20 protein-coding genes are annotated in these 25,831 nt (G+C 28.7%); 9 read left to right on the top strand and 11 right to left on the bottom strand.

Annotated features, from left to right (window positions below):
- Positions 1 to 8 precede the first annotated feature (8 nt).
- Together AVANS14531_RS03070 and AVANS14531_RS03075 are read right to left on the bottom strand one after the other, a co-directional pair.
- Positions 9 to 1,781, bottom strand: a complete 1,773-nt coding sequence (locus tag AVANS14531_RS03070; RefSeq protein ID WP_336611288.1) for a dynamin family protein — start codon at positions 1,779 to 1,781, stop codon at positions 9 to 11.
- Positions 1,778 to 3,745 carry a dynamin family protein gene (locus AVANS14531_RS03075; RefSeq protein ID WP_336611289.1) on the bottom strand — a complete coding sequence of 656 codons (1,968 nt, stop codon included), beginning with the start codon at positions 3,743 to 3,745 and terminating at the stop codon, positions 1,778 to 1,780. The genes AVANS14531_RS03070 and AVANS14531_RS03075 overlap by 4 nt, the downstream gene beginning before the upstream one ends.
- Before the next feature lie 227 nt (positions 3,746 to 3,972).
- On the opposite strand from AVANS14531_RS03075, the gene AVANS14531_RS03080 reads away from it, so the two are divergent.
- Entirely contained in the window at positions 3,973 to 6,798 is a 2,826-nt protein-coding gene (locus AVANS14531_RS03080; protein ID WP_336611290.1) for a BspA family leucine-rich repeat surface protein, read from the top strand.
- A 51-nt stretch (positions 6,799 to 6,849) separates the two neighbouring features.
- Here the strand turns inward: AVANS14531_RS03080 and AVANS14531_RS03085 are convergent, their stop codons facing one another.
- Positions 6,850 to 7,929, bottom strand: coding sequence for an NAD(P)/FAD-dependent oxidoreductase (locus tag AVANS14531_RS03085; protein WP_336611291.1), 1,080 nt, complete (start codon positions 7,927 to 7,929; stop codon positions 6,850 to 6,852).
- Positions 7,930 to 8,102: 173 nt separating this feature from the next.
- Between AVANS14531_RS03085 and AVANS14531_RS03090 the strand changes: the two genes are divergently transcribed.
- Genes AVANS14531_RS03090 through AVANS14531_RS03110 form a run of 5 tightly spaced genes read left to right on the top strand, consistent with a single transcriptional unit; the run spans position 8,103 to position 11,310 of the window.
- Positions 8,103 to 8,894 (top strand): TRM11 family SAM-dependent methyltransferase, encoded by a 792-nt coding sequence (locus tag AVANS14531_RS03090; RefSeq protein ID WP_336611292.1) that lies wholly within the window; start codon positions 8,103 to 8,105, stop codon positions 8,892 to 8,894.
- Between the two features lie 47 nt (positions 8,895 to 8,941).
- Positions 8,942 to 9,172: a hypothetical protein gene (locus AVANS14531_RS03095; protein WP_336611293.1), complete on the top strand. Its 231-nt coding sequence runs from the start codon at positions 8,942 to 8,944 to the stop codon at positions 9,170 to 9,172.
- Entirely contained in the window at positions 9,169 to 9,552 is a 384-nt protein-coding gene (locus tag AVANS14531_RS03100) for an EVE domain-containing protein (RefSeq protein ID WP_336611294.1), read from the top strand. Before AVANS14531_RS03095 ends, AVANS14531_RS03100 begins: the two co-directional genes overlap by 4 nt.
- A gap of 43 nt (positions 9,553 to 9,595) precedes the next feature.
- Complete coding sequence (locus AVANS14531_RS03105; protein WP_336611295.1) at positions 9,596 to 10,297, top strand: hypothetical protein; 702 nt, start codon at positions 9,596 to 9,598, stop codon at positions 10,295 to 10,297.
- Positions 10,294 to 11,310, top strand: a complete 1,017-nt coding sequence (locus AVANS14531_RS03110) for a DNA adenine methylase (protein ID WP_336611296.1) — start codon at positions 10,294 to 10,296, stop codon at positions 11,308 to 11,310. Before AVANS14531_RS03105 ends, AVANS14531_RS03110 begins: the two co-directional genes overlap by 4 nt.
- A gap of 41 nt (positions 11,311 to 11,351) precedes the next feature.
- Here AVANS14531_RS03110 and purB read toward each other — a convergent pair whose 3' ends face one another.
- Together purB and AVANS14531_RS03120 are read right to left on the bottom strand one after the other, a co-directional pair.
- Positions 11,352 to 12,644, bottom strand: a complete 1,293-nt coding sequence (gene purB, locus AVANS14531_RS03115) for an adenylosuccinate lyase (protein WP_336611297.1) — start codon at positions 12,642 to 12,644, stop codon at positions 11,352 to 11,354.
- Positions 12,641 to 14,809 carry a hypothetical protein gene (locus AVANS14531_RS03120; RefSeq protein WP_336611298.1) on the bottom strand — a complete coding sequence of 723 codons (2,169 nt, stop codon included), beginning with the start codon at positions 14,807 to 14,809 and terminating at the stop codon, positions 12,641 to 12,643. Before AVANS14531_RS03120 ends, purB begins: the two co-directional genes overlap by 4 nt.
- A gap of 155 nt (positions 14,810 to 14,964) precedes the next feature.
- Between AVANS14531_RS03120 and groES the strand changes: the two genes are divergently transcribed.
- Positions 14,965 to 15,222 (top strand): co-chaperone GroES, encoded by a 258-nt coding sequence (gene groES / locus AVANS14531_RS03125; protein WP_239817828.1) that lies wholly within the window; start codon positions 14,965 to 14,967, stop codon positions 15,220 to 15,222.
- A 10-nt stretch (positions 15,223 to 15,232) separates the two neighbouring features.
- Entirely contained in the window at positions 15,233 to 16,873 is a 1,641-nt protein-coding gene (groL, locus tag AVANS14531_RS03130; RefSeq protein WP_336611299.1) for a chaperonin GroEL, read from the top strand.
- A gap of 48 nt (positions 16,874 to 16,921) precedes the next feature.
- Here groL and AVANS14531_RS03135 read toward each other — a convergent pair whose 3' ends face one another.
- The 6 genes from AVANS14531_RS03135 to typA all read right to left on the bottom strand — a co-directional run bounded on the left by AVANS14531_RS03135 (position 16,922) and on the right by typA (position 23,836).
- On the bottom strand, positions 16,922 to 18,187 hold the full coding sequence (locus tag AVANS14531_RS03135; protein ID WP_239817826.1) for an MFS transporter: 1,266 nt from the start codon (positions 18,185 to 18,187) through the stop codon (positions 16,922 to 16,924).
- A gap of 80 nt (positions 18,188 to 18,267) precedes the next feature.
- Positions 18,268 to 18,684: a ribosome maturation factor gene (locus AVANS14531_RS03140; RefSeq protein WP_336611300.1), complete on the bottom strand. Its 417-nt coding sequence runs from the start codon at positions 18,682 to 18,684 to the stop codon at positions 18,268 to 18,270.
- The gene (gene rbfA, locus AVANS14531_RS03145) at positions 18,684 to 19,043 is read right to left on the bottom strand and encodes a 30S ribosome-binding factor RbfA (RefSeq protein ID WP_239817824.1); all 360 of its coding nucleotides are present in this window, start codon (positions 19,041 to 19,043) and stop codon (positions 18,684 to 18,686) included. Before rbfA ends, AVANS14531_RS03140 begins: the two co-directional genes overlap by 1 nt.
- Entirely contained in the window at positions 19,043 to 21,688 is a 2,646-nt protein-coding gene (gene infB, locus AVANS14531_RS03150; protein WP_336611301.1) for a translation initiation factor IF-2, read from the bottom strand. Before infB ends, rbfA begins: the two co-directional genes overlap by 1 nt.
- Positions 21,689 to 21,937 (bottom strand): DUF448 domain-containing protein, encoded by a 249-nt coding sequence (locus AVANS14531_RS03155; protein WP_239817822.1) that lies wholly within the window; start codon positions 21,935 to 21,937, stop codon positions 21,689 to 21,691.
- Positions 21,938 to 22,030: 93 nt separating this feature from the next.
- Positions 22,031 to 23,836 carry a translational GTPase TypA gene (typA, locus tag AVANS14531_RS03160; protein WP_275583448.1) on the bottom strand — a complete coding sequence of 602 codons (1,806 nt, stop codon included), beginning with the start codon at positions 23,834 to 23,836 and terminating at the stop codon, positions 22,031 to 22,033.
- A gap of 120 nt (positions 23,837 to 23,956) precedes the next feature.
- On the opposite strand from typA, the gene fliK reads away from it, so the two are divergent.
- Positions 23,957 to 25,633, top strand: coding sequence for a flagellar hook-length control protein FliK (fliK, locus tag AVANS14531_RS03165; protein ID WP_336611302.1), 1,677 nt, complete (start codon positions 23,957 to 23,959; stop codon positions 25,631 to 25,633).
- Positions 25,634 to 25,831 lie beyond the last annotated feature (198 nt).

The raw sequence follows: 25,831 nt of genomic DNA on the forward strand, positions 1-25,831 counted from the left end.
CTTAATTCCTATTTCAAATTCCAAAACGCTTTACTAATTAAATCTTTTATATTATTAAGCTTATTTGCTTTATTTTCTAAGCTAATTAATTGTATATTTAAAATACTTTCAAGCTCGGCTAAATATTCGTTTTTAAGCTTAATTAATTGCTTTTTATTTATCAAAATTTCTTCAAATTCAAAAAACGAGCAGTCCGTGAGTAGCCTTTGATAAATCTCATTTTCACTAGGCAAATACAGCTTAAATTGAGTATTATCAAGCTCATAAAATTCTCTACTTGCATTAATTTTTTCATAAAAAAATGAAAGGCTAAGTTTTGCTGCGTTTTCGTAATTATTTAAAGCTTTTATATTGATTTTTTCTATTAATTTATTTAATTTTAGCTCATAATTATTTAAGGCTTTTTGATAATCACTTATAATTAATTCATCAATCGCTTTATAAAAATCATCGCTAATTGCGTATAAAGAAGCACTCACTAATTCATTATAATTTTTATTAAGCTCCTTTGTTTTAGCGATATTTAAAGTATTTTTAAACTCATTTAAAAGCTCTTCATAATTAATAAAAAGCTTTGCAAATAATTCATTTATATCTTTTCTAATCTTTAAAAACTGCTTATTTACCACATCTTTATTGTAAAAAATGCTTAAAAATGTATCATCAGGACTTAGCGTTTTATAAGAATACTCGTTTTTTATAAAACAATTTTTGTGAAGCAAACTTTTATTCGGCGTATAAAAATAAGCATTTTTTACCTTAAAATTAGCCATAAATTCATTAGCAATGGTTCTTGCGATACTTTTTAAAGCATTTAAAAATTCATCATTTAATTCATCATAATTAAATTTATTTTCATTTAAGGTTTTAATATAATTTTTAATTTTTAAAGCTAATTCATCAAGGCTTTTTAGGTTTTCATTTATCACGCTTAAAAGCTCGTTGTTTAGAGCATTTAGGCTATTTTTTATATAAGTTTTTTTGATGGTTTTTTTATCAAGTTCTTTTAAAAAATCATAAAAAGCAAAAATATTTGAATTAGGATTATTGTCTTTTGCTTCCTTACAAGAAATTAGCTCAATTTTATCAAAATATTTAGCAAAAACATCATCTAAATAAGCCTTTAAGCGATTTTGCTCGGCATCACTAAGTTTATCTTTTTGATTGATTAAACAAAGTTTTTTAATATCTGGATTTAGTTCTTTTATAGCCTTTTCTTCACTAGCTTTTCCAGCACTTTCAGCCAAACTTAGCCAAACGATAGCATCAAAGGAACTCATTAAATTTTTAGAAAATTCTTCATCGGTAGTATTTGCATTTAGCCCTGGAGTGTCAATTAGCGTAATGTCTTTTAAAATCTCGTTATTTGTAAAAATACTAATGCTTTTAAGCCCGTTTAGTTCTTCATTTTGATCGTTTAATGCCCCGCCTATAAATGGCTTAATTCCGTCTTCAAATTCCGTTAAAACTAACTCATTTAAACCATAATTAATATAAGTTGCCACCACGCTTACAGGTCTTGCACCTGTGGCTAACAAATCGCTTTTAAAAAGCAAGTTTAATAAGCTACTTTTACCAGAGCTAAACTGCCCGATAACTCCTACTTGAAGTGGCAATTGATAGTGTTTTATGAGATTTGAGAGTTTATTAATTAGCGTTTCGCTTAGCATTAAATTTGGATTTTCTAAGGCTAATTTTAAAGCTTTTAAATCTCCTAAAAAGCCTTTTTCATAACTTTTATTAAACTTTTCATTATATTCATTCAAAACACTTTTTATCATTTTAAACTCTCTTTTAACTTATTTAAAATTTCAATTTTTCTTAAATTATCTTCTAAATTCAAATCGCCACTAAAATCACTAATTTGTGCTTCTTCAATATGATAAATCCTTAAAAACTCATCTTTTAAAAACTCATTTGCCTTGCTTTTTCTCTCATTAAAATTAAAAATATTTAAGTTTATATTAAGATAAATCGCAATTAATTGCTCATAAATTTTATTCTCAATTTTAGAAATTTCTAAGCCACTTATAATTCTTTCAAACTCGCTAAATATCCCTAACAACTCATCTTTATTAAAGTTGATTTCACAAGTTTTATTAATATTTAGCCTTGTTTTAATCTCTTTAAAATCATTTAAAAATTTATTACTTAGACTTGAAAAACTAGCATTCAATAAATCCTTAAAGCCTTGTAAAATCACGCTTTTAGCCTTTTCTTGCGAATATGCTTTATCATAATTAAACTCATCATAAAGCCTTGCAGCTTGATTTTTTGCTAGGAGTTCAAGCTCGTGTTTTTGGAATTTAAATTCGGATTTTAAATACTCGTTCAAGTAATTTTCAAGCTCTATTTTTATAGATTTTTTACGCTCAATTTCCGATTTTAAATTCTCTAAATTCTTTGCATATTCGTTTTTATCAAGTTTTAAAAGATTGTTTTGATTTTCTAGGCTAAGTAGCTCTAAATCTATTATATTTTTAAACTTTTCGCTAATGCTATTTATAAAATCTTTTGTATTCGTAGAATTAAAGCAAACATCGTTTAGATAGGCTTTTAAGGCGTTTATTTCGCCTTTTGTATTATCGTTTTTATATTCATTTGCACTTATACAAAATAATTCATAATTTGCATTTATATCAAGGTTTTTAAGCTCATTATTAAAGCGATTTTTTACATATTCTTTTAATTTTATTTGCTCATCTAGGCTTATTAAATCGCTTTTTGTAAGCACTAGAACAAGCTTTGAATTAGGATTATTTTTAGTAAAACTAAGTAAAAACTCCAAATCCTTAATGCTAAGCGCTTGCGTGCAAGTCATAAGATATAGCACGCAGTTTGCGTTCTTTAAAAACTCCTTGCTTTGTTGCTCACGGCTAATTATTACATCATCAAGACCTGGGGTGTCTATGATTTCTATTTTATTTTTAAGATATTCGTTATCAAGATAAATATTAATATCTTTTACAAAAATACTCATTTTTGAATTCGCACTTGTGTAGTTATAAAGCTCATTAAAACTCGTTTCAATGCTTTCATAGGCTTTAAAATCCACACTAAAGATTTTGTTTAGCTCTTCATTTAAACTTGCTTGAGTTTTTAGGGCGTTAAACTCACTTTCGTTATAAAAATTTACTTTTATATTTTCATTTCCATAAGAAATTATGCTTAAATTTGCAGTTTCAGGTGCATTTGAAACGCCCAGAAAATCACGCTCTAGTAAAGCGTTTATAAGGCTACTTTTACCAGCGTTAAATATCCCACTAAAAGCAATTTTAAATGTTTTATTTATTAGTTGATTATAAAACTCATCTAGCTTTATTTTTAGCTCAGGACTTAGTAAATTTGCTAAATCATTATAAACGCTTTCAAGCTTAGTTTGCTCATTTTTATAGCTATTATTTAGCTCTTTTTGATTTTGGCTTTTTGCGTTTTTTAAGTATTCTAAAACTTTTAAATTTATTTTTAAAGGCTTTAATTTTTCAAGATAAAAGCTAATTTCAAGTGGGTTTAAAAGATTATTTTTAATAGAATTAAGCACTGCAATTTGAAGCATTTTTAACTCAAAAAAATTATTAGTATTTATATAATTTGTATATGTTTTTAGACTTAATAATTCTTTGTAATTCTGCTCGTTCGCACTCAAAATTAACGCTGCTAATTCGGGATTAAAAATATTTTGCTCGTAAGTTAAATCAAGATTTCCTAATTCATCTTTCCATAAATCAAATAACAATTCTTGCAAGTTTGTCCTTTAGTTAAGATTTAAAAATCTTAGCCTTGAATTTTTAAATAAATGTTACAAATAGTAATTAAGATAAAAATTATCTATTTTATGTGTAAAAACTACACTAAATTAAAAAATAAATTTATTTATAAAACTTTCTTTTGTTACTTTAAATAAGAAACTATAAATTATTCAAATAATTTTAAACACTCTTTTTGTTAAAATAAATCAATAGGAGCATAAAAATGTCAGTTAAAAAATACCAACCAAAAAACAAAAAAGAATTACAAAAGCTAATAAATGATGAAAATATAAATTTAGCCCATATTGATACAAGTTTTATCAGTGATATGAGTTATTTATTTACACCAAATGCTATAAGTCATAAATACAAAAACACTTATTATGAAGATAAAAACTATCAAAATAGATTTTGCACTAGGACTAATTTTGATGGTATAGAAAACTGGAATACTAGTAGAGTTGTAAATATGAGTGGTATGTTTAAAGGTTGCGTTTATTTTAATAAAAAGCTTAATTTTGATACTTCTAAAGTAGCTTATATGGATGAAATGTTTATGGATTGCTTTAGATTTGATAGCGATATTTGTTTTGACACATCTAATGTTGTTAGCATGAAAGCAATGTTTAAAAATTGCTTTAGATTTAATAAACCCATAAACATAAATTACACTAACGCTGAAGATACAAGCTCAATGTTTTGGCGATGTTTTAGGCTAAATCAAAAAATCAATATAAGTTCTTTATACTTAAACAATAGTGATTTTATGTTTGCAAGATGCTTAAAATTAAATCAACAAATAAACATAAACACACCAAACCTATACAATGCCACAAGAATGTTTTTTAAATGCCGTAATTTAAATAGTGATGTTTATATAAAAGCTAATTATTTAGCTTCAAGTGCTGCTATGTTTGAAGATTGTAGTAAGTTAAACAGCGATATTACAATTGATTGTAATAGAGTTTCCATCGGTGTTTTTATGTTTCGCAATTGCAACTCTTTAAGTAATGTGCCAAACATAAAATATGAAAATATTTATCTTGATTCAGAGATTTTTTCAGATTGCATTAGCCTAAAAACTGCACCGATTAAAAAATCTTCAATAGGACTTTATAAAGCTTGTTTTAGCTTAAAAAATGTTGATAAAAAGACATTTTTTGAAGATGATTTTAATCTAAATGAAATGTGCAAAATAGAATTTAATGATGGAATTTTTAAACCAAAAAACAAAGAAGAGTTAAGGCTACTTCTAAGCTATGATTTTATAAAACTAGATAGAATTGATGTGAGTAAAATTACTGATTTTTCTTATATTTTTGTTAAAGATGAAGAGACTATAAAAATGCTAGATAGCAAAGATTATAATCTTTTAAATCTTATCCGCCACACAAAACAAGTAAAAACTAGAGAAGATTTAAATGGAGTAGAAAATTGGGATTTAAGCAATGCTAAAAATTGTGATTTTATGTTTGCTTGGTGCAAAGGGTTTAACAAAAAGCTAATTTATAACACCAAAAAAGTTGAAAGCATGAAAGCTATGTTTTTGCATTGTAAAAGTTTAGATAAAGCCCCAAAATTAGATACTGATAATGTAAAAGATTTTAGTTTTATGTTTCATGGTTGTGATTATATAAAGTCGCAAGAAAGTAATTTTCAAGAAATTAAATTAATTGCTAAAAATCTACAAGAGGTTATAAACACTAAAAACGCTCAGCAAGTATGCCTAAAGCACGATGAAGAGGTTTTAGAATATTTATTTGATATTCGTAAATATTTAGAATTCGTAAAAAACCATAAAACTTCTCCTAGTTTATCCTTAATACACGATGATATTAAAGATGATTTGCAAGTGCAAATATTATCAGTATTTTATAATCCACAAGATATAAAATTAATTGATAATCCTAATAAAAGCGTGATTTTAGCAGCCATCAGTGCAAGCGATGAAGCTATTTTAAAGGATGTTAAAACCGATGATTTTAAGCTTTGTGTTTATGCAGTGTTAAAAAACCCTAAAAATCTAAACTATATATCACATGAACTAGCAAATAATGATGTTTTTTTAGAAGAAATTAAAAAACATAAAAACTCTTTTGATAAGTTAAACAAGTATTTTGATAAATCTTATTTAAAAGTTGAAGAGATTTTAGCCCAAGATAAACCAAAATACTATCCTTTAGATAATCAAGAGTTAAAATATTTGGCTGTAAAAGCAGCATACTTGAATGATATTGATATTAGATTTGTAGATGATCTTAGCCACATTTTTGAATATTCAGAACGCTATGATTTAAAAGATGCTTTAAAATGGGATTTTACTCATGTAAAAAATATGAAAGCAATGTTTAAAAATGCAAAAAATTTTAATGCTAAAGTTAATCTTAAAACACCAAATGTTAGTGATTTTAGCGAGATATTTTATGGATGTGAGAATTTGAATAAACCTATAGAATTAGACTTTAGCAGTGCGACAAGTGCAAAAGGCATGTTTGAAAACTGCACTAATTTTAATCAAAAAATTATCTTAAAAAATTCTAATAAACTAAAAAATGTCAGCAATATGTTTGCCTATGCAAAAAATTTCAACCAAAAACTAGACATTGATACAAGCAATGTTGTTAATTTTAGCAATATGTTTAGGTCTGCTAGAAATTTTAAACAAGAATTAGATTTTAATACGCAAAATGCCGAAGATTTTTCGGGAATGTTTTGTGCAGCAAGTAGTTTTAATCAAGCCGTAAAATTTGATACAAAAAATGCAAAAACTATGGCTTATATGTTTTGCACAGCTAATGTGTTTAATCAAGAGTTAGATTTTGATACTCAAAATGTAGAAGATATGAAAGCTATGTTTTGTAGGGCTTTTAGCTTTAATAAACCACTTAGATTTAATACAAAAAAAGTAAAAAATATGGAAAAAATGTTTGAAAATACTTACAATTTTAATCAAGAGCTTGATTTTGATACGACTAGTTTAAAATCAGCAAGAGATATGTTTTACCTAGCAAGAGCTTATGATAAACCTATTAAAATATGGCAATCTTAAAGCTTAATACTTTAAGCTTTAAGAATATGGATTAAAAAGTTTTTGCATATTTTACTTTAGCGTTTCGCTCCACTCTACTTCGGTTAATTTTTTAAGACTTTTTGCCATAAAACCACTATAAGTTTTGCCTAAAATAACGCCTATTGCATAATCTTTTCCGACTGAACAAATGCTACCCTTATCATTGTATTTAAAAGCTTCGTTAAACTCAGTTCCTTCAAGCCTTGCATTTAGTCTTTTTGCTAGGTATTTTCCTTGCTTACAAGCAATTTGTGCAGTAGGTGCGAAATTTGAAACAATCGCTGAATCTCCTAAAACATAGCAATTATCAAAATTAGGCGCCATCAAATATTCATTTACTAAAACTCTATTATTTTTGTGATCAAAGCCACTATTTGCAATCACTTCACTACCCTTAACTCCAGCTGTAAAAATTATAGTTTTAGCTTCTATATAATTATTTTCATCGTTTAAAAATAATTTATCATCAACTTTTTTGATTATTTTATGAGAGCTTAGAACTTTTACGCCTAGATTTTCTAAATAATTTCTAGCTTTTTTAGCTAAATCTTTAGCATAAACAGGCAAAATCTCATCCATTGCTTCAACCAAATATAAATTAATGCTAATTCCTAGATTTTTGCAAATTGTAGCGATTGAGCCACAAAGCTCTACTCCACTAAGTCCTGCACCGCAAATAATTACATTTTTATTTTCATAAAGCTCAAGATTTTTATAAAGTGTTTCAGCAGTGTTTAAGGCGTTTTTATAATTTATTATATTTAAACACTCATCAAGCCCAGCAATGCCAAAAGTATTTACACTCGCACCAAGCCCAACATAAAGCTCATCATAATCATAATTTGCATTCTCGCAAACAACCTTGCCGTTTTCAATGCTTTTTACCTTATCGCAAATTAAAGTTACATCTTTAGGTAGTATGCTTTTTAGATTTATTACTATGTCTTTTTCGCTTTCTCTTGCTGCGATTTTGTGTAATTCTGTGGTTTTATAATGATATGGGTTATTGTTTATTAGTATAAATTCTGCTTTGCTTAGATTTTTCTTTTTAATCTTTTTAATTAGGCTTAAATTTGCATACCCAGCACCTAAAAATACAATTTTTTTCATGAACTCTTCCTTTAAAATTATTTAATAAATTTTAAATGATTCTTACTTTAATTTACATTAAAAATACACAAATTAAATTCTAAATATCTTTCTAAACTTATTTAACAAAAGAACCTAGAATAATAAAGTAATTATAGAATAATAAAGTAATTATAATAATTAAAAGAGCAAAAATGAATTTTAATGATATAAATTTAAACGATTGGAAAAATGCAAATATTGACGTAAATAGCCTTTGGCTTATACAAAATAGGGATAATTCTGGTAAACACAAAAATATATATCACGGCAATTTTATCCCACAAATCCCAAATCAGCTAATTAGACGCTATACAAAAGAAAATGAGCTTGTTTTAGATCCATTTTTTGGTAGTGGAACAACCCTTTATGAATGTGAAAAACTAAATAGAAAATTTTTAGGAATTGATATAAATGACAAAATGTATGAATATGTTTTAAATACAATAGGAAATGATTTTGATGGTTCAAAGTATGGCTTAATAAATTACGATAATACAAATGAGAATATAACTCATTTAATACAAGAAAAACTAAAAATACTAAATACAAAATCAGCACAATTTATTATTTTTCATCCACCATATTTAGATATTGTAAAATTTACAGATAATAATAATGACTTAAGTAATATAAGTGATTTAAAAACTTTTATAAAAGTGTTTTTAAAAACTTGTGAAAATATTTTACAGTTTTTGGATAAAAATCGTTATTTTGCATTAGTTATAGGTGATGTTTATAAAGAAAGTGAAGTAAAGCCTTTAGGGTTTTTGCTGATGAATGAAATTAAAAAACATTTTAAAGTAAAACTTAAGGGAATTATTGTAAAAAACATAGAAGGAAATCGTGGTAAACTAGGAGTTAATTCTATTTGGCAGTATCGTGCAATTAGGAGTGATTATTATATCTTTAAACATGAATATATTTTTGTATTTAAAAAAGAATAAGCTATGTATTATATAATAACCATCAAATAAATAATTAGGAGAGATAGATGAGCAAAAAAGAAGATATCAAGAATGTTTTAAATGATAAGCAGTGGCACTGTGTTATATGTGATTTAAATCACATATCTAGCCAGTCTGCTGCTATCGTAAGAGATTTGGCAAAACAAGGAGCTAAATTTTGTAATAGTGATCAAAACATGGTAAGACAGTATAAGAATGGAATATCTATGTTTTGTAATAAATGTCACAAAGTTACAACTCATAGGAAATTAGAATGACGACACACGTATTGATTGTTGATGAAATAACATTTAAACATCACTTAGAATTTCTTTTTGTAGGAACTGGGGGTAATTTATCAACTATTGATTTTAATAATAACTCAAGTACCTATCTGCATCATTCTACAGAAAATAGTGTAATATCTATGATCGCTGATTTTTGTAGAATGAAGGAAGACGATTTGGTGATTTTCTATCTTCAGCAATCACAAAATACAGGAGAAGGTAAATTTTATGGTGTATTTCAAGTTGCAAGTCAAGTATTTTTAGATAATGGCGGATCTAATCAATATTTATCAAGCGAACTAGGTAAATCGCTTATGTTAAGGTGTTTAATAAAACCATATTGTGTGTATCCATTAGGAGTAACAGAGTGAGAGGCGCTTAAATTATATTACTCAATTGAAAAGACCTAATGAAATGATATGGAGCTTAATTTATAGAAAATTTAAAGGAAATCGTGGTAATACAATGATTGCTTTATATGAAAGTGATTATTTAAGTAACTTAATTCGGCAAAAAAATCAGAATTGGAATTTAATAGATTCAAATGGATATAGTTTTGATTATAAGAAACAATGCATAATCCCTTCTAATGCTAATTATAAATATATGGGAAAACAAGAATTAATTAATATATACCCTAAAATGCATCAAAAATTTTTAAGAAATAATCAATTTGAAACCCATTTACAAGCTTTTATATTACAAAATATAAATGTTGTTTTGGATAAAATATTGCAATGCTCATACAAATTAGAATGGCTTGGAAATGAAGTTGGATGTGGCGTTGGTATGCAAAGAATAGATATAATGGCTTCTGTGATTGTAAATAATGAAAGAGTAGTTATTCCTATCGAATTAAAATCACACAATGCAGATTGCAATATACTTACTCAAATACAAAGATATATAGATTGGCTAAATTGCTATTATTTAAGAGTAAATGAAACAAATAAAATTCTACAAGTTATTCTATATAGAGATACAAATTATAACATTAGAAACAATCAATTATTTTCACAATATGAAAGTTATTTTAATCAATACAATAGTTATACATGTTGTCCTTTAAAGCATATCAAATTTAATTTTAAAAACAATGAAATAATTTTCGCGTGAATTACATAGGTTCAAAATTAAAATTATCAAGCTTTATTTTTGACGAAGTTAAAAACACCATCAAAATGGATTTAAGTGATTGTGTTTTTTGCGATTTATTTAGTGGAACTAGCATTGTAGCAAGAACCTTTAAGCCTTTTGTAAAACAAATAATTTCAAATGATATAGAATTTTATAGCTTTGTATTGGCTAAAAATTATATTGAAAATAACTTCGATGAAAGTAGGGCAAATTGGCTTACAGAAGAGCTAAATCAAGTAATTTTAAAATTTTCATTAAGAGGGTTTATTTATGATAATTATTCAGAATTTGCAAATAGGCAATATTTCACGAATGAAAATGCTATAAGAATTGATACTGCTAGGGCAAATATAGAAAAATGGCTTAAAAGCTCATATATTAATAATCAAGAATATTATTTTTTGTTGGCATCTCTACTTGAAAGTGCTGATAAATTAGCAAACACAGTATCAGTTTATGGAGCATTTTTAAAAAAAATCAAAAAAAGTGCTTTAAAGGATTTGGTTATAGAAAAAGCAGAATTTTTGCCTACAAATCAAAATAATTTAGTGTTTAATAAAAATGCAAATGAGCTGATAAAGACAATAAAAGGAGATATTTTATATCTTGATCCACCTTATAATTATCGTGAATATGGAGCTAATTATCATCTGCTAAACACCATTGCAATATACGATGATTTTATTCCAAAAGGTAAAACTGGACTAAGAGATTATACTCGCTCAAATTGGTGTAAAAAAGCTAAGGTTTATGACGAATTAGAAGAACTTATTAAAAATGCTAATTTTAAATATGTTTTTTTAAGCTATAATGATGAAGGTTTGCTTAGTTTTGATGATATTAAAAATATTTTCTCTAAATATGGAGAGTATTCTTATGTAAGTAAAGATTATCAAAGATTTAAGGCAGATAATAATAGAACTCAAAAACAAGATAGAACGACAGAGTATTTACATATTTTAAAAATACACGAAATAAATTCTAAAAATTAAATGGAATTTGAAATAGGAATTTCAAATTCCGATTTTAAATTCTAAAGCCCTAAACGCTCATAAATTTTATCTACATTTTTAAGATGATAATCGCTGTTAAATACAGCTTTTATTTCATCAGCGTTTAGTATGTTTTTTATCTCTTCGTTTTCGTTTATTACTTCGCTAAATTGAAGTTTTTCACTCCATGCTTTTTTGGTTAGGCTTTGCACTAAATCATAAGCATTTTCTCTTGAATAACCTTTATTTATTAGCGTTAATAATAATTGCTGAGAATAGATTAGCCCATAAGAATTCTCTAAGTTTTTAAGCATTCGCTCAGGGTAAATTATGAGATTTTTTACAATTCCACTAAATCTTTTTAGCATATAATCAAGCAAAATTGTTACATCAGGAAGCATAATTCTCTCAGCACTTGAATGGCTAATATCACGCTCATGCCATAGGTTTATATTTTCATAAGCAGTTATCAAATACCCCCTAATCACACGGCTAAGACCACAAATATTCTCACTTCCTATTGGATTTTTCTTATGTGGCATTGCTGAGCTGCCTTTTTGATTTTCACTAAAATATTCAAGCATTTCAAAGCATTCTGTTTTAGCAAGGTGTCTAATCTCAGTGGCAAATCTTTCCAAGGCACTTGCAATTAAAGCACACACGCTTATATAATTTGCGTGCAAATCTCTAGGAAGTATTTGCGTGCTTATATTTGCTACTTTTAGCCCTAAACTTTCACAAATTAGCTCTTCAATTTCCATTGGCACATTTGCGTACGTTCCAACTGCACCACTAATTTTACCAACTCTTATTTCTTCACAAGCACTCTTAAAACGCTCGTAATTGCGTCTAATTTCTTCATAAAAATAAGCAAACTTTAGCCCAGCAGTAGTAAGCTCAGCATGAACTCCGTGAGTTCTTCCTATTTCAATAGTATATTTATGCTCGTTTGCTTTTGTCTTTAAAATATCAAGCAAAATCTGCATATCTTTAAGAATAATTTCATTAGCTTTTTTAAGTTGCAAGGCTTGTGCAGTATCTACAACATCAGTGCTTGTAAGCCCATAATGAACCCATTTTTTTTCTTCGCCTAAATTAAGTGATAATGCCCTTGTAAAGGCTATTACATCGTGCTTTGTTTGCTCTTCTATTTCTTTAATTTTTGCTATATCAAACTTAGCATTCTTAAGCAAATTTTCTAAATCTGTGCTTGGCACAACGCCTATTTTATTAAACGCCTTGCAAGCTGCAAGTTCAACTTCTAGCCAAGCATTAAATTTAGACTCTTCACTCCAAATACTACTCATTTCATCATTGCTATATCTTGCTATCATCTTTTAAATAATCCTTTTAATAAATTTTCAGCAGGTTTTAGTGTTTCGTTAAGTTTTTCGCTGTTGTTTTTACCTGTTAGTTTATCAAGCACTTTTACTGCATTTTCAACGGTGTTTTTTGCATCAGGGATGAATTTTACATCTTCATCTATACCTGCGATTTTTCCTTTTACTTCGTTATTGTTAAATGAAACTAAAATAGGTGCATTTATAACTTTACTTAAAGTATTATAAGTTCCGTTGCTAACTGCGATTTTTGCATTTGTTGCACTTATGTTTGCATTATAATCAATTAGATTTTTATTTATATTTACTAAAACATCGCCTTTATCAAACACAACCTTAGTTACATCGGTATTTAAAATCGTATTAATTAGCTTAATAGTTTTGTGATATTTTAAATGACCTTTTCCAAGATTTGCTGTTAGTTTTCCGCTAGCTTGTTTTAAATCATAATCTAAATTCCCATTCACATTAGCCTTATAAACATCTAATAAATCAAAAGATTTTGATAAATTTTCTAAAGCTACATTAGATAAATTTGCATTAAATTTATCGCCATTTAGCTTAGCGTTTAATTTACCGCCAAAAAATTCATTTGAGTTTAGCGTAAGATTTAAAATCTTATCAAATACCAAATCACCTTGCACAGCGATATTTCCACTCATATTTTTATTAAGCATTTTATTAAAATTAGCTAGATTTGCACTTGCGTTATAATTTGCATTAACAACGCCTTTTTTATAAGTTCCATTAGCATTAAAGCTATCTACTAAATCTGTGATTAATTTCGCATCTAAAGTAATATTTTCGGCACCACTAAGCTTAATATTTGCGTTTGCATTTACTTTTGAATTAACATCTAAATCATAAGCTTTTTTAAAATAACTCGGAACTGTTTTACCATTAATCTCAAGATTTGCATTTCCAACTAAGTTTTTTAAATCGCTTAATTTTGCATCGATATTAATGTCAGCATCAAGCATTTTATCTTGATTTAAAAGCCCTAATAAAGCTAATGATTTTAATCCTTTAATACTTGCATTTAAATCATTTTTACCTAATGTAATATTAGAATTTGCACCTAATAAAAGTCCTTTAATATCAGCATTTTCTAAGCCTGATTTACCTAATTTTGCATTAGCTACAAGATTTATTAATTCACCGCCTTGAAGTCTAATTAGCTCAGCATTTGCTCTTAAATCAGTGCTAATTGTGGTATTTTCTTGATTTATGGTAACTTTTGTAAGCTTTGTATTTATATTTTTACCACTCAAAACTGAATTAATATTTGCAACTTTATCTTTATAAAGAATATCTGAAGTAATTTTTAAATTAGAATTTAAAGTAGGATTTATAAATGCTAATTCGCTTAAATTAGTAATTACTTGACCCTTAACAACTTGATTTGTTAGATTAATCGGCTCAAAATTACTCGTAAGATTTAAAATATTTGATTTTATTTGTAAATTAGGTGTAATTTCGTTTGCTTTATAAGTGTTTTTTGAATCAATTATAACCTTACCAAATCTTGAAATATCAATACCAAAATCTTTTGTAATGCTAGGTTTTAGTTTAAGCTCTGAATAAATGCTAACTAAAGCTTTTGCATCAAGCTTATCTTTATCAAACTCATTTACATTTGCATTAAGGTTCATAAAGCCACTTGCATAATCAACTCCAGCGATTTTGCTTAATTTTTCTACATCTAAATTATTTGCATCAAGATTTAGCTTAGTTGGAAAATAATCTTTCACATTAGCATCAAGTGTAAGTGGGCTAGTAAAAATCACGCCTTTTCCATCTATATTAAAATCACTAAAATTACCCTTGATATTACCTGCGATATTTAGCGGGTCAGTGATTTTTAGAAGTTCTAAATTTTTACCATTTAGCTCATATTTTACATCAAGACTTTGAGATAATAATGAAAAATCACCATTTACCTTAGCTTCTAGCATAGCATTAACTAAAACTTTTAAATTAATTTTTGAAATTCCTAATTCAAATTCTTCAATTTTTATTGCTATATTTGAGTTTTCATTTAATTTCTTTTCTGCAATATTTTTTACAAAGTTATTTCCAAATCCCGTAAATAACACACAATAAATTCCGACAAAAAGCACTAAAACAAGTGCTAGTATTGAATACAATAGCTTTTTCATTTGATACCCTTTAAGATAAATTATCAATAAACTTGAGCTGTTATAACTAAAGTTTATTTAGTGTTTTTAACTCATTTTATGATTTGATTTACCAATCTTTATTATAATTTAGCACTCAAATATTTAGAGTGATAAATCACAAGAAAGGAAAGAAAATGAATTTTACTCCATTAAACAAACGTGTGCTAATCAAATGTGCAAATGAAACAAAAACAACAGCTTCAGGAATTATTATACCTGACAATGCTAAAGAAAAACCACAACAAGGCGAAGTTATTGCAGTTGCAAAAGACATTAGCGATGTAAAAGTAGGAGATAAAGTAGTATTTGGTAAATATGCTGGAAGCGAATTAAAAATTGATAATGAAAACTATTTAATACTAAGTTTTGATGATATTTTAGGAATTTTATAAGGAGATTTAAATGGCAAAAGAAATTTTTTATTCAGATGAAGCAAGAAATAGATTATATGAAGGCGTTAGAAAATTAAGCGACGCTGTAAAAGTTACAATGGGACCACGCGGAAGAAACGTATTAATTCAAAAAAGTTTCGGCGCTCCAGCAATTACAAAAGATGGCGTAAGCGTTGCAAAAGAAATTGAATTAAAAGATACTTTAGAGAATATGGGTGCAAGTTTAGTTCGTGAAGTTGCAAGCAAAACTGCTGATCAAGCAGGTGATGGAACTACAACTGCAACAGTTCTAGCTCATGCAATCTTTAAAGAAGGTTTAAGAAATATTACTGCAGGTGCAAATCCAATTGAAGTTAAACGTGGTATGGATAAAGCTTGCGAAGCAATCATAGCTGAACTTAAAGCTTTAGCAAAGCCTGTTGCAGGAAATAGAAAGCAAATCGCACAAGTTGCTACAATTTCAGCAAATAGCGATGAAAAAATCGGACAATTAATTGCTGATGCAATGGAAAAAGTAGGTAAAGATGGCGTTATCACAGTTGAAGAAGCAAAATCAATCAATGATGAACTAAGCGTTGTTGAAGGTATGCAATTTGATAGAGGTTATTTAAGCCCATACTTTATTACAAATGCTGATAAAATGAATTGCGAATTAAGCAATCCTTTAATTTTATTATATGATAAAAAAATCACTAACTTAAAAGACATTTTACCTGTACTTGAAACTGCACAAAAAAATGGTCGCCCACTATTAATTATCGCTGAAGATATTGAAGGCGAAGCGTTAGCAACTTTAGTTGTAAATAAATTAAGAGGTATTTTAAATATCGCTGCTGTTAAAGCTCCTGGTTTTGGTGATAGAAGAAAAGCAATGCTTGAAGATATCGCAATCTTAACAGGTGGAACAGTAATTTGCGAAGAAATGGGAAGAACTCTTGAGAGTGCAAATGCAGCTGATCTAGGAAGTGCGAGCTCAATCGTAATTGATAAAGACAATACTACAATCGTAAATGGTGCAGGTAGCAAAGACGCAATCAATGCAAGAATTAATCAAATAAAAGCTCAAATTGCTGAAACTACAAGCGATTATGATAGAGAAAAACTACAAGAGCGTTTAGCAAAATTAAGCGGTGGTGTTGCTGTTATTAAAGTTGGTGCTGCAACTGAGACTGAAATGAAAGAGAAAAAAGATAGAGTTGATGATGCGTTGAGTGCTACAAAAGCTGCTGTTGAAGAAGGTATAGTAATAGGTGGCGGTGCTGCATTAATTCATGCTACAAACAGAATTAATCTAAATCTTGAAGGCGATGAGTTAATCGGTGCAAATATCGTTCGCAGAGCTATTAAAGCCCCAATTCGCCAAATCTCTGAAAACGCAGGATTTGATTCAGGTGTTATCGTAAATACAATTGAAACTTGCAAAGATGAAAATAGAGGCTTTGATGCTGCAAGTGGCGAGTATGTAGATATGTATGAAGCTGGAATTATTGATCCTGTTAAAGTTGAGCGTGTAGCATTACAAAATGCTGTAAGCGTTGCTTCAATGCTGCTTACAACAGAAGCTACAATTAGCGATATTAAAGAAGATAAAGCTGATATGCCAGCTATGCCAATGGGTGGCGGAATGGGCGGAATGCCAGGAATGATGTAAAAAGCCCTAGCTTAAGGGCTTTTTCGTAAAGAATTTGAAATAGGAATTTCAAATTCTTTTATTTAATCTATCAAAATAGAAAGCACAAAAGATTGCTAAGCAAGATATAAAAATCATATAATATCCACTTCCTATATTAAAGTGTTCGTGAGATTTAACAACGATAATAGGAGTTAAAAATCCAGCTATTGCATAAGCTAAATTATAAGAAAATCCTATACCTGTGTATCTTACATTAGCCTTATAAAGTTTGCACATAAATAAAGATGTAAAATTAACAATACCTGCAAAAAATGCCGCAAGAAAATAAAACACGCAAGTAATAATTAAATCTTTTAAAATATATAAAGAATAAAAGTAACTTGCAACACTAATTCCTAATAAACAAGCAAAAATTATGCAAACTAAACTAGGTTTAAAAGTATCTGCTAATTTTCCGCAAACAACAAGCCCTAACATCATACAAGCACTTGCGATTATTTGAATACTTGTGTTTAAAGTAGCTTTGATTTCTAAAATTTTCTTAGTAAAATTTGGCATCATAATTAGCAAAACAACAACACAAGCAGTAAGAACAAAAGTTAAAAGCATTGATAAAATTATTTCTTGCTTGTAGTCTTTTAATACAGCTTTTATAGGAAAATCATTTAACTTTTTTTCTGCTTTCATTTGTAAAAATACAGGTGTTTCTTGCAAAAATTTTCTTAAATATATACTAATTAGACCAAAAATTCCACCTACTAAGAAAGGAATTCTATAAGCATAATCTGATATTTCTTGCTCGGTATAGTTTAATTGAAGCAATAAAGCACTAAGAGCTCCTAAAGTAATACCACCACAAACACCACTTGTTAAAACCCCTAAAAATAAAGCTTTATTATTTTCTTTGCTATGCTCGTATATAAAAGCCCATGCAGCAGGTAATTCTCCACCTATTGCAACTCCTTGAACTAATCTAATAAGTAGCAATATTGCAATGGCAAAATATCCAATTTGCTCGTAAGTTGGCATTATGGCAAAAATAAAAGTTGGAACAACCATTAAAATAATGCTTAGTAAAAACATATTCTTTCTTCCAAATTTATCACCAAAATGAGCCATAACAACTCCACCTAAAGGTCTTGCTAAATATCCAGCCGCAAAAGCTCCATAAGTATTAAGTAATTTTATACTCTCATCAAGTTCAGCTGGAAAAAAATGATGAGTAAAATACGGCGTAAAAATCGCAAAAATGATAAAATCATAAAACTCTAATGTCCCACCCAACGCACTTAAAATAAGCGTTTTAGTATCTTTTTTATTAATAGTATTCATACTTTTCCTTTAAATTGTTTTGTCTTGTTTAAAATGGTTAAATTAATTTGAGTGTGAGAGTATATAGGTAAGGCTTGGCCTTACCAATAGATATAAGTTTTTGTAGATTTAATGTCTGCGTAATTTAAAATAGTGCCGTCTTCTAAAGCGATATTTTCATCATCTGCACTAAGTAATTTTGAAATGATTTCTTCTTTTTCTTTAGTTTTTACTTTTACAATTTCGCCTATGCTTAATTTAAAATGCTCTGGTTTTGTTAGCTTTCTCTCAAGTCCAGGAGAACTAACTTCTAAAAAGTATTTTTCATCCGTTGGCGGATTTAAATCTAATATAGGAGAGATTAATCTGCTAAATTTTTCGCAATCATCTAGGCTAACTGATTTATTACTAGAATTTTTCAAAATATAAATTCTGTAAATGAAATTGTCGCCTTCTTTTGCTAATTCAGTATCGTAAATAACTAAATTAAGCTGTTTAGCTAAATCATCTAGCTGCATTATTGCCTTTCTTTATTAATTTGTTTAAATAATTCTTCTATTCTATTGATTTTATCTAAACTATCGTCAAACTTAAAATGAAAATTTGGACATCTATACATACCCAAAGCTCCCAAACAATGAGCTTGCAATACTTTGCTAACTTTTCTTAATTTTGACAAAACTAAATTTTGTTCATCCTTAGTTAGCCCCATTTTATCTAAATAAATAAAAGCATCATAGCGACCTTTCTTACAATCTACATCATTTACAAGCAAAGAATTAAGCATAGGATCATCTAAATTAGCTAAGGCTTCTCCTATTAATTCTTTTAATAAACTTTGAGTTCTAAGACGCTTGATTTGTGCTTTATCATTCATTATAGACTTACCTTACTTTGAACTTCTTTATAGCTTTCAATAAAATCGCCTTCTCTCATATCGTTAAATCCTACGATACCAACGCCACATTCATAACCTTTGCTAACTTCTTTAGCATCATCTTTAAAGCGTTTAAGAGAGCTAATTTCTCCTTCAAAAACAACAACACCTTCACGAATAACACGGATTTTTGCACCTCTTACAATGCTACCATCTGTTACCATACATCCTGCGATTTGCCCTACTTTTGGAACATTGATTACTTGTCTAATTTCTGCTTGTCCAAGTTGTTCTTCACTAATAATAGGACTCATTAAGCCACCTAAAATAGCTTTGATTTCATCAATTAGATTATAAATTACATTGTATGTTTTAATCTCTACTTTAGCTTCTTTTGCTTTTTCTTTAATATCACCTGTTGGGCGAACATTAAATCCTACTATCACACCACCACTAGCTTGTGCTAAAGCAATATCTCCTTGAGAAATACCACCAACACCACCTAAAACTATATCAACTTTTACTTCATCGTTTGATAGCTTTTCAAGGCTTCCTTTAATAGCTTCTAATGTTCCACCAACATCAGCTTTTAAAATCACAGGAAGAGATTTTAAATTGCCTTCTTTAATTTTTGCACTAAGTTCATCAAGACTTACTTTAGTTGATTTACTTAATTCTTTTTGTCTTAGATATTCATGGCGTTTTTGTGCATAATCTCTTGCTTCTTTATCAGTTGCCACGCTAATTAAAGTTTCGCCTGCATCAGGTATTTCATTAAGACCCATAATCACACCGCACTCGCCTGGTAAAATCTCTTTAAGTGCATTGCCTTTACTATCTGTAATGCTTTTAATTCTTCCATAAGCAATACCAGCAACAACGGTATCTCCAACTTTTAGCGTTCCGTTTTCCATAATCACGGTTGTTACTACACCACGACCTTTTTGAAGTGAGCTTTCTACTATATTTGCTTTTGCTGCTGCGTTTTTATTAGCACGAAGTTCTAGGATTTCAGCTTGAAGTAAAATGATTTCAAGTAAATCTTCAACCCCAGTTCCTTTTAAAGCACTAATATGAACGAACTCATGACTTCCACCCCACTCTGTTGGCATAATATCAAGCTCTGCTAATTGAGTTTTTACTCTATCAGGATTTGCTGCTTCTTTATCTATTTTATTTACTGCGATAATGATTGGAACACCTGCTGCTTTTGCGTGTGAAATTGCTTCTTTTGTTTGTGGTTTTACACCATCATCAGCAGCTACTACAATGATTACTATATCAGTTACACTCGCACCCCTTGCACGCATTGCAGAGAAAGCCTCGTGACCTGGAGTATCGATAAAGGTAATGTTTTTACCATTTTTATTAACCATATAAGCACCTACGTGCTGAGTAATTCCACCAGCTTCACCACTTGCTACACGGCTATTTCTAATATAATCAAGTAAGCTTGTCTTACCATGATCAACGTGTCCCATGATAGTAACAACAGGAACTTTTATATCATTTAATTCTTCTTGATTTTCTTCATAATCAGCCACATAGTCAAATTGTGCAGTTTCATCAAAAAAGCTAATCTCAATTCCAAACTCAAGACCTAAAATCTCAATTGTTTCTTCATCTAAGAAATCATTCTTAGTTGTCATCATTCCTTGCATAAATAATTTTGAGATTAATTCGCTATCTTTTTTGCCTAGTTTTTCAGCTAATTCATATAATCTTATTTCTTTTGGAATTTTTACGCTAGTAATTTCTTCGTTATTTTGCTCTTTTTTGTAAGCTTTAGATTTTTTACGGCGAGATCTTGCTATTGAATTATTTGTAAATTGATTGATTTGATTATTAAATGCACTTCTTAAAGAATTTTGAGCTTTTGCTGGTTTTTCTTCTTCTTTTTTCTCATTAAATGAAAAATCAGGCATTACAACCATATCATCTTCATCGTCATTAATTTCTGCAAAATTAGTATCAAAATCCATTTTAGATGAGCTTTCTTTTTTAGCTGCAGGAACTATTTTTTTTGCTTTTTTCTTTTTTAAACTCTCATCTGTGCTAAAAATTGATGCAAAAGAAACAGGTTCTTGAGATTTTGCTTTAGGCTTAATCTCTTCTTTTGGCTCTTCTTTTACTGCATTTTTTTTCTTAATAATTACTAATCCACGGCGTTTTTCAAGACCACTTTTTGCAAGACTCATAGGCTCTTCTTTAGGTTGCTCTTTTTTTTCTACTTCATTAGTTTTCATTTCTTCTTTAACTTCTACCTTAGTGATTTTTTCTTCTACTATTATTTCTTCTTTTTTTTCTTCTTTAGGTTCTTGTTTAACTTCTGCTTTTACTTCCTTTTGTTTGGTTTCAGTTTTTTTTGTTTTTTCAACCTTTTCAGTTTTAGTTTTAGAATTTTTAGTAGTAGTTGCTTTTGTGTTAGATTTTTTAACGCTTTTTGTAGATTTTGCAACCTCATCTTTTAACACTTGTTGAATTGTGCCATTTTTTAAATATTCATAAATTGCACCTGCAATCTCTTCATTAACTGCTTTTTGAACCGATTTAAATTCAAATCCTAATTCATTGATTTTTTCTAAAGTTTCTTTATTTGAAAACCCTAATTCTGTTGCAATTTCACTAATTTTTACATTCGCCATTTATAAAAACCTTTCTTTTATTTTACTAGCAAGTTCTTTTTTGTCTATGTTATTTTTAACAACCTTATGCAAAGATTTTAAAAATTCATTATCATCTTTAGCTAAGCAAATATCACATAAATACATACTTCTTCCGCTATTAAAGCTAAATAATACTTCATTTGAAAGTATTTGAAAACGCTTTAATTCGCTTTGATTTTTTCTATTCTTACAGATGATACACATTCTAATAGGTTTTGCTTTTTTCATAATGTTTTAATTTTAATTGTTTTTGCTTAACAAAAGTGTAAATACTTGATTTTAGAACCTATTTCAAAAAGAATTTGAAATAGGAATTTAAAATTAAGATTTAGATTTTTCCATACGGCGTCTTACCGTTGGATCTAAATAACGCTTTCTAATACGAATATTTTGTGGAGTAACTTCTACTAATTCATCTTCTTCAATCCATTCCATAGCACGCTCAAGATTTAGCTTTCTAGGTGGAACAAGCTTAATAGCCTCATCACTTCCACTAGCACGAACGTTAGTTAAGTTTTTTCCTTTAATAGGATTTACATCAAGATCATTCGGACGGCTATGCTCTCCTATAATCATTCCTATATAAGTTTTTGCTTGTGGGTCTATAAATAACACTCCTCTATCTTGAAGATTCCATAATGAATAAGCAAGCGCAACTCCGTTTTCCATACTTACAAGCGCTCCATTTTGGCGTTTTTCAACGCTACCTACAAATGGTCTAAAGTCTAAAAAGCTATGATTCATTACACCTTCGCCTTTAGTATCGGTTAAAAATTGACTTCTAAAGCCAATAAGACCACGAGCAGGGATTTCAAACTCAAGTCTAGTTTGTCCATCACCTGTTGGAACCATGCTCTTCATTTCTGCTCTTCTTCTTCCAAGTTTTTCTATAACCGTTCCGCTAAACTCATCAGGCACATCTATTACTAAGTTTTCAAATGGCTCAGTTTTTACACCATTTTCAACTTTAACAATAACTTCAGGACGTCCAAGGCAAAACTCAAAGCCTTCTCTTCTCATATTTTCAGCTAAAATTGTGATTTGTAACTCACCACGACCACTTACTTTAAACTTACCTTCGCCGATATTTTCATATCTCATCGCAATATTTGTTTTCATTTCTGCTTCAAGTCTTTCAGCGATTTTATTACTTGTAACATGCTTTCCTTCAGTTCCTGCTAAAGGACCATCATTTACGCTAAATACAACGCTTAAAGTTGGCTCTTCTATATGAAGTGGATCAAGTGGCACAGGATTAGCAGGATCAACAATGCTATCTCCAACATCTAAAGCATCAAAACCTGCAATCGCTACGATATCTCCAGTGCTTGCATTATCAATATCCATTTTTTCTAAGCCCATAAAGCCTATTAATTTTGAAATTCTTCCTGTTTGTTTGCTTCCATCAGCTTTTGCTAACATTACATTTTGATTTTTTGTAATAGTTCCGTTAAAAATCCTTGCAATACCGATTTTACCTACGAAGTTATCATAACCTAATGTGAAAACTTGTAATTGTAAAGGATTGTCATTGCTACCACTTGGAGCTGGAACATGCTCAATAATCTTGTCAAATAGTGGTTGCATATCTTTACTATCATCATCTAATTCTTTTTTTGCAATTCCTTCTTTACCTATTGCATAAATAACAGGGAAATCTAATTGCTCATCAGTTGCATCAAGTGCTGCAAAAAGATCAAACACTTCATTAATAACCCTATCAGGATCAGCTGCTTGTTTGTCTATTTTATTTACAACAACTATTGGTCTTAAACCTAATGCTAAAGCTTTTTTAACAACGAATTTTGTTTGTGGCATAACACCTTCTTGAGCATCAACGATTAATAAAACCCCATCAATCATCTTTAAAACACGCTCAACTTCTCCACCAAAATCTGCGTGGCCTGGAGTGTCAATAATATTTATCTTTGTACCTTTGTAATTAATAGCTGTGTTTTTTGAAAGAATGGTAATACCACGCTCCTTCTCAATGTCATTGCTATCCATTACACGATCATCAATTTGCTCTCTTTCGCTAAAAGTTCCTGATTGTTTTAATAATTGATCAACCATTGTAGTTTTGCCGTGATCTACGTGTGCAATTACTGCTATATTTCTAATACTCAATGTTTTCTCCTTAATTTAAAGTTAAAGTTTAATTAAATTAAGTTAATTTTTAGATATATAAATACAAAAAATTGGAACGGATTTTGCTAATTCTTGTGAAGTTTTAAACTAAGGATAAAAATGAAAGATTTATTAATTTTACAAGATGTAAAAAACCTAAGTGCAAAAAAAGGTAAAGGTTCAAAAAAATCAAGCGGGGAAGGCTTTGCTGATTTATTATTTAATCAAACAGATGCTAAAAATACTAAAAATAATTTATTAGTTATGCAAAATGTCTTTAAAGCAAAAAATGAGATAAAATACAAAGATTTAAAGCAAGCAAACACTGAAATAAATCTAGCATCATCATTACTGAACGAAAAGCCTAGCAATAAAGAACCTAATTTATTAGCAAATCTTTTACAAAATCCAAAAAATTTAAATGAAAAAGTATCGCAAATTGTAAAAAATGCAAAAGAAGTTAATGAATTTTTGCCTGAAAGATTGCAAATTAGCGAAGCTGAAATAATGCAAGATATACAAAAATCTATGCAAGATTTTGAATATGGAAAAGAATTATTTGATGACTTAAATTTCGTTCAAATATTAGACTTTTTAACCATATTAAAACAAGATAGTAAAAATGCTGAGCTTAATAACTTTTCTAGTTTAAAAAACATAGTAAATAATAAAATAAACCTTGAAACTTTTGCAAATACTACAAGCGTTCATTCTCTTGTTGAACTTGCTAAAGAACATAAATTAGGCCTTAGCAATATAACTTATGAAAAAATCAAAAACAATGAATATAACGAGCAAATTTTTGCTAAGCCATATCCGAAATTATATGAGCAAAACTTCTTCTCACATGCTTTAAATAAAGAGCCTAAAAGCACTAAATTAGAAGATGTAAAAAAAATCAATCTTGAAAATATACTAAATCAAAAAGAAGTAAAACTAGATAATAAAACAACAGAAAAAATAATAGCAAACAATCAACAACAAAAAAACATTGAAAGCACTCTAAAAACTGGGGCTTTAAATGAGCTTTTAAGTAAAATTTCAAAAGATACAAATGAAGTAAAACCAGGTAAGGAATTAAGAGCTGAGATTTTAAAAGTAATATCAAACGAAAACGATACACCTAAACAAAATATAAAAGAAGTTCCTATTACTTTAAAAGACAATAAAGAAATAGCAAAAGATTTCATAAAACCACAAATGCAAACTCAAATTCAAGCAGAAAAACCTATCCAAAATGAGTTGCCAAAAATAGAAAATGAAATAATTATGCCAACTGAAGAAAGTTTTGAAGAGCTAGTTCAAAGTGATGATAAAATAGAAGTAAATAAAGAAAAAATAAGCTTACCAGAGAGCTTAAAGCTTGATTTCTTAAATCCTAATAAAGAACTTAGCAAAGAGCAAACAAAATTAGTAATTGATAATTTTACAAGAGATTTTAAAGAAGAAATAGAAAAATTTAAAGCTCCAAGCCACAAAGTTAGTATTAATTTAAATCCTAAAGAATTAGGAGAAATTAATGTAACAATGGTTGCTAGAGGAAATAATTTACATATTAACTTAAACTCAAACAACCAAAACACCTTAAACCTATTCATAGCTAACCAACAAGAGTTTAAAAATAGCCTTGTAAATATGGGCTTTACCGGACTTGCTATGAACTTTGGTGATAAAAAAGACGGGCAAAGAGAGCAAGAGCAACAAAAAGCTCGTAAAAAATACGAAGAGATAGAAGAACTAGAAGCTACAAGCGATATGCCAAGTGGAATTAACGCTGTGCTTTATAAATATTTTTAAAGGGGTAAAAAATGTTAGTTTCTTTAGTATCAATAATGTTAATAGGAACAATGATAATTTTAGCAGTAGGCTTTGCAGCTAGGCTATATTTTAAAGATACTTAATAGATTTTCACTTACTTAATTCCTATTTCAAATTCTTTTAGGTACTTTATTAATGCTATAAAAAATAAACTTATTATAAGAGTTACATATATTC

This window comes from Campylobacter sp. Cr9 (genome assembly GCF_020138295.1).
Taxonomy (GTDB): Bacteria; Campylobacterota; Campylobacteria; order Campylobacterales; family Campylobacteraceae; genus Campylobacter_E.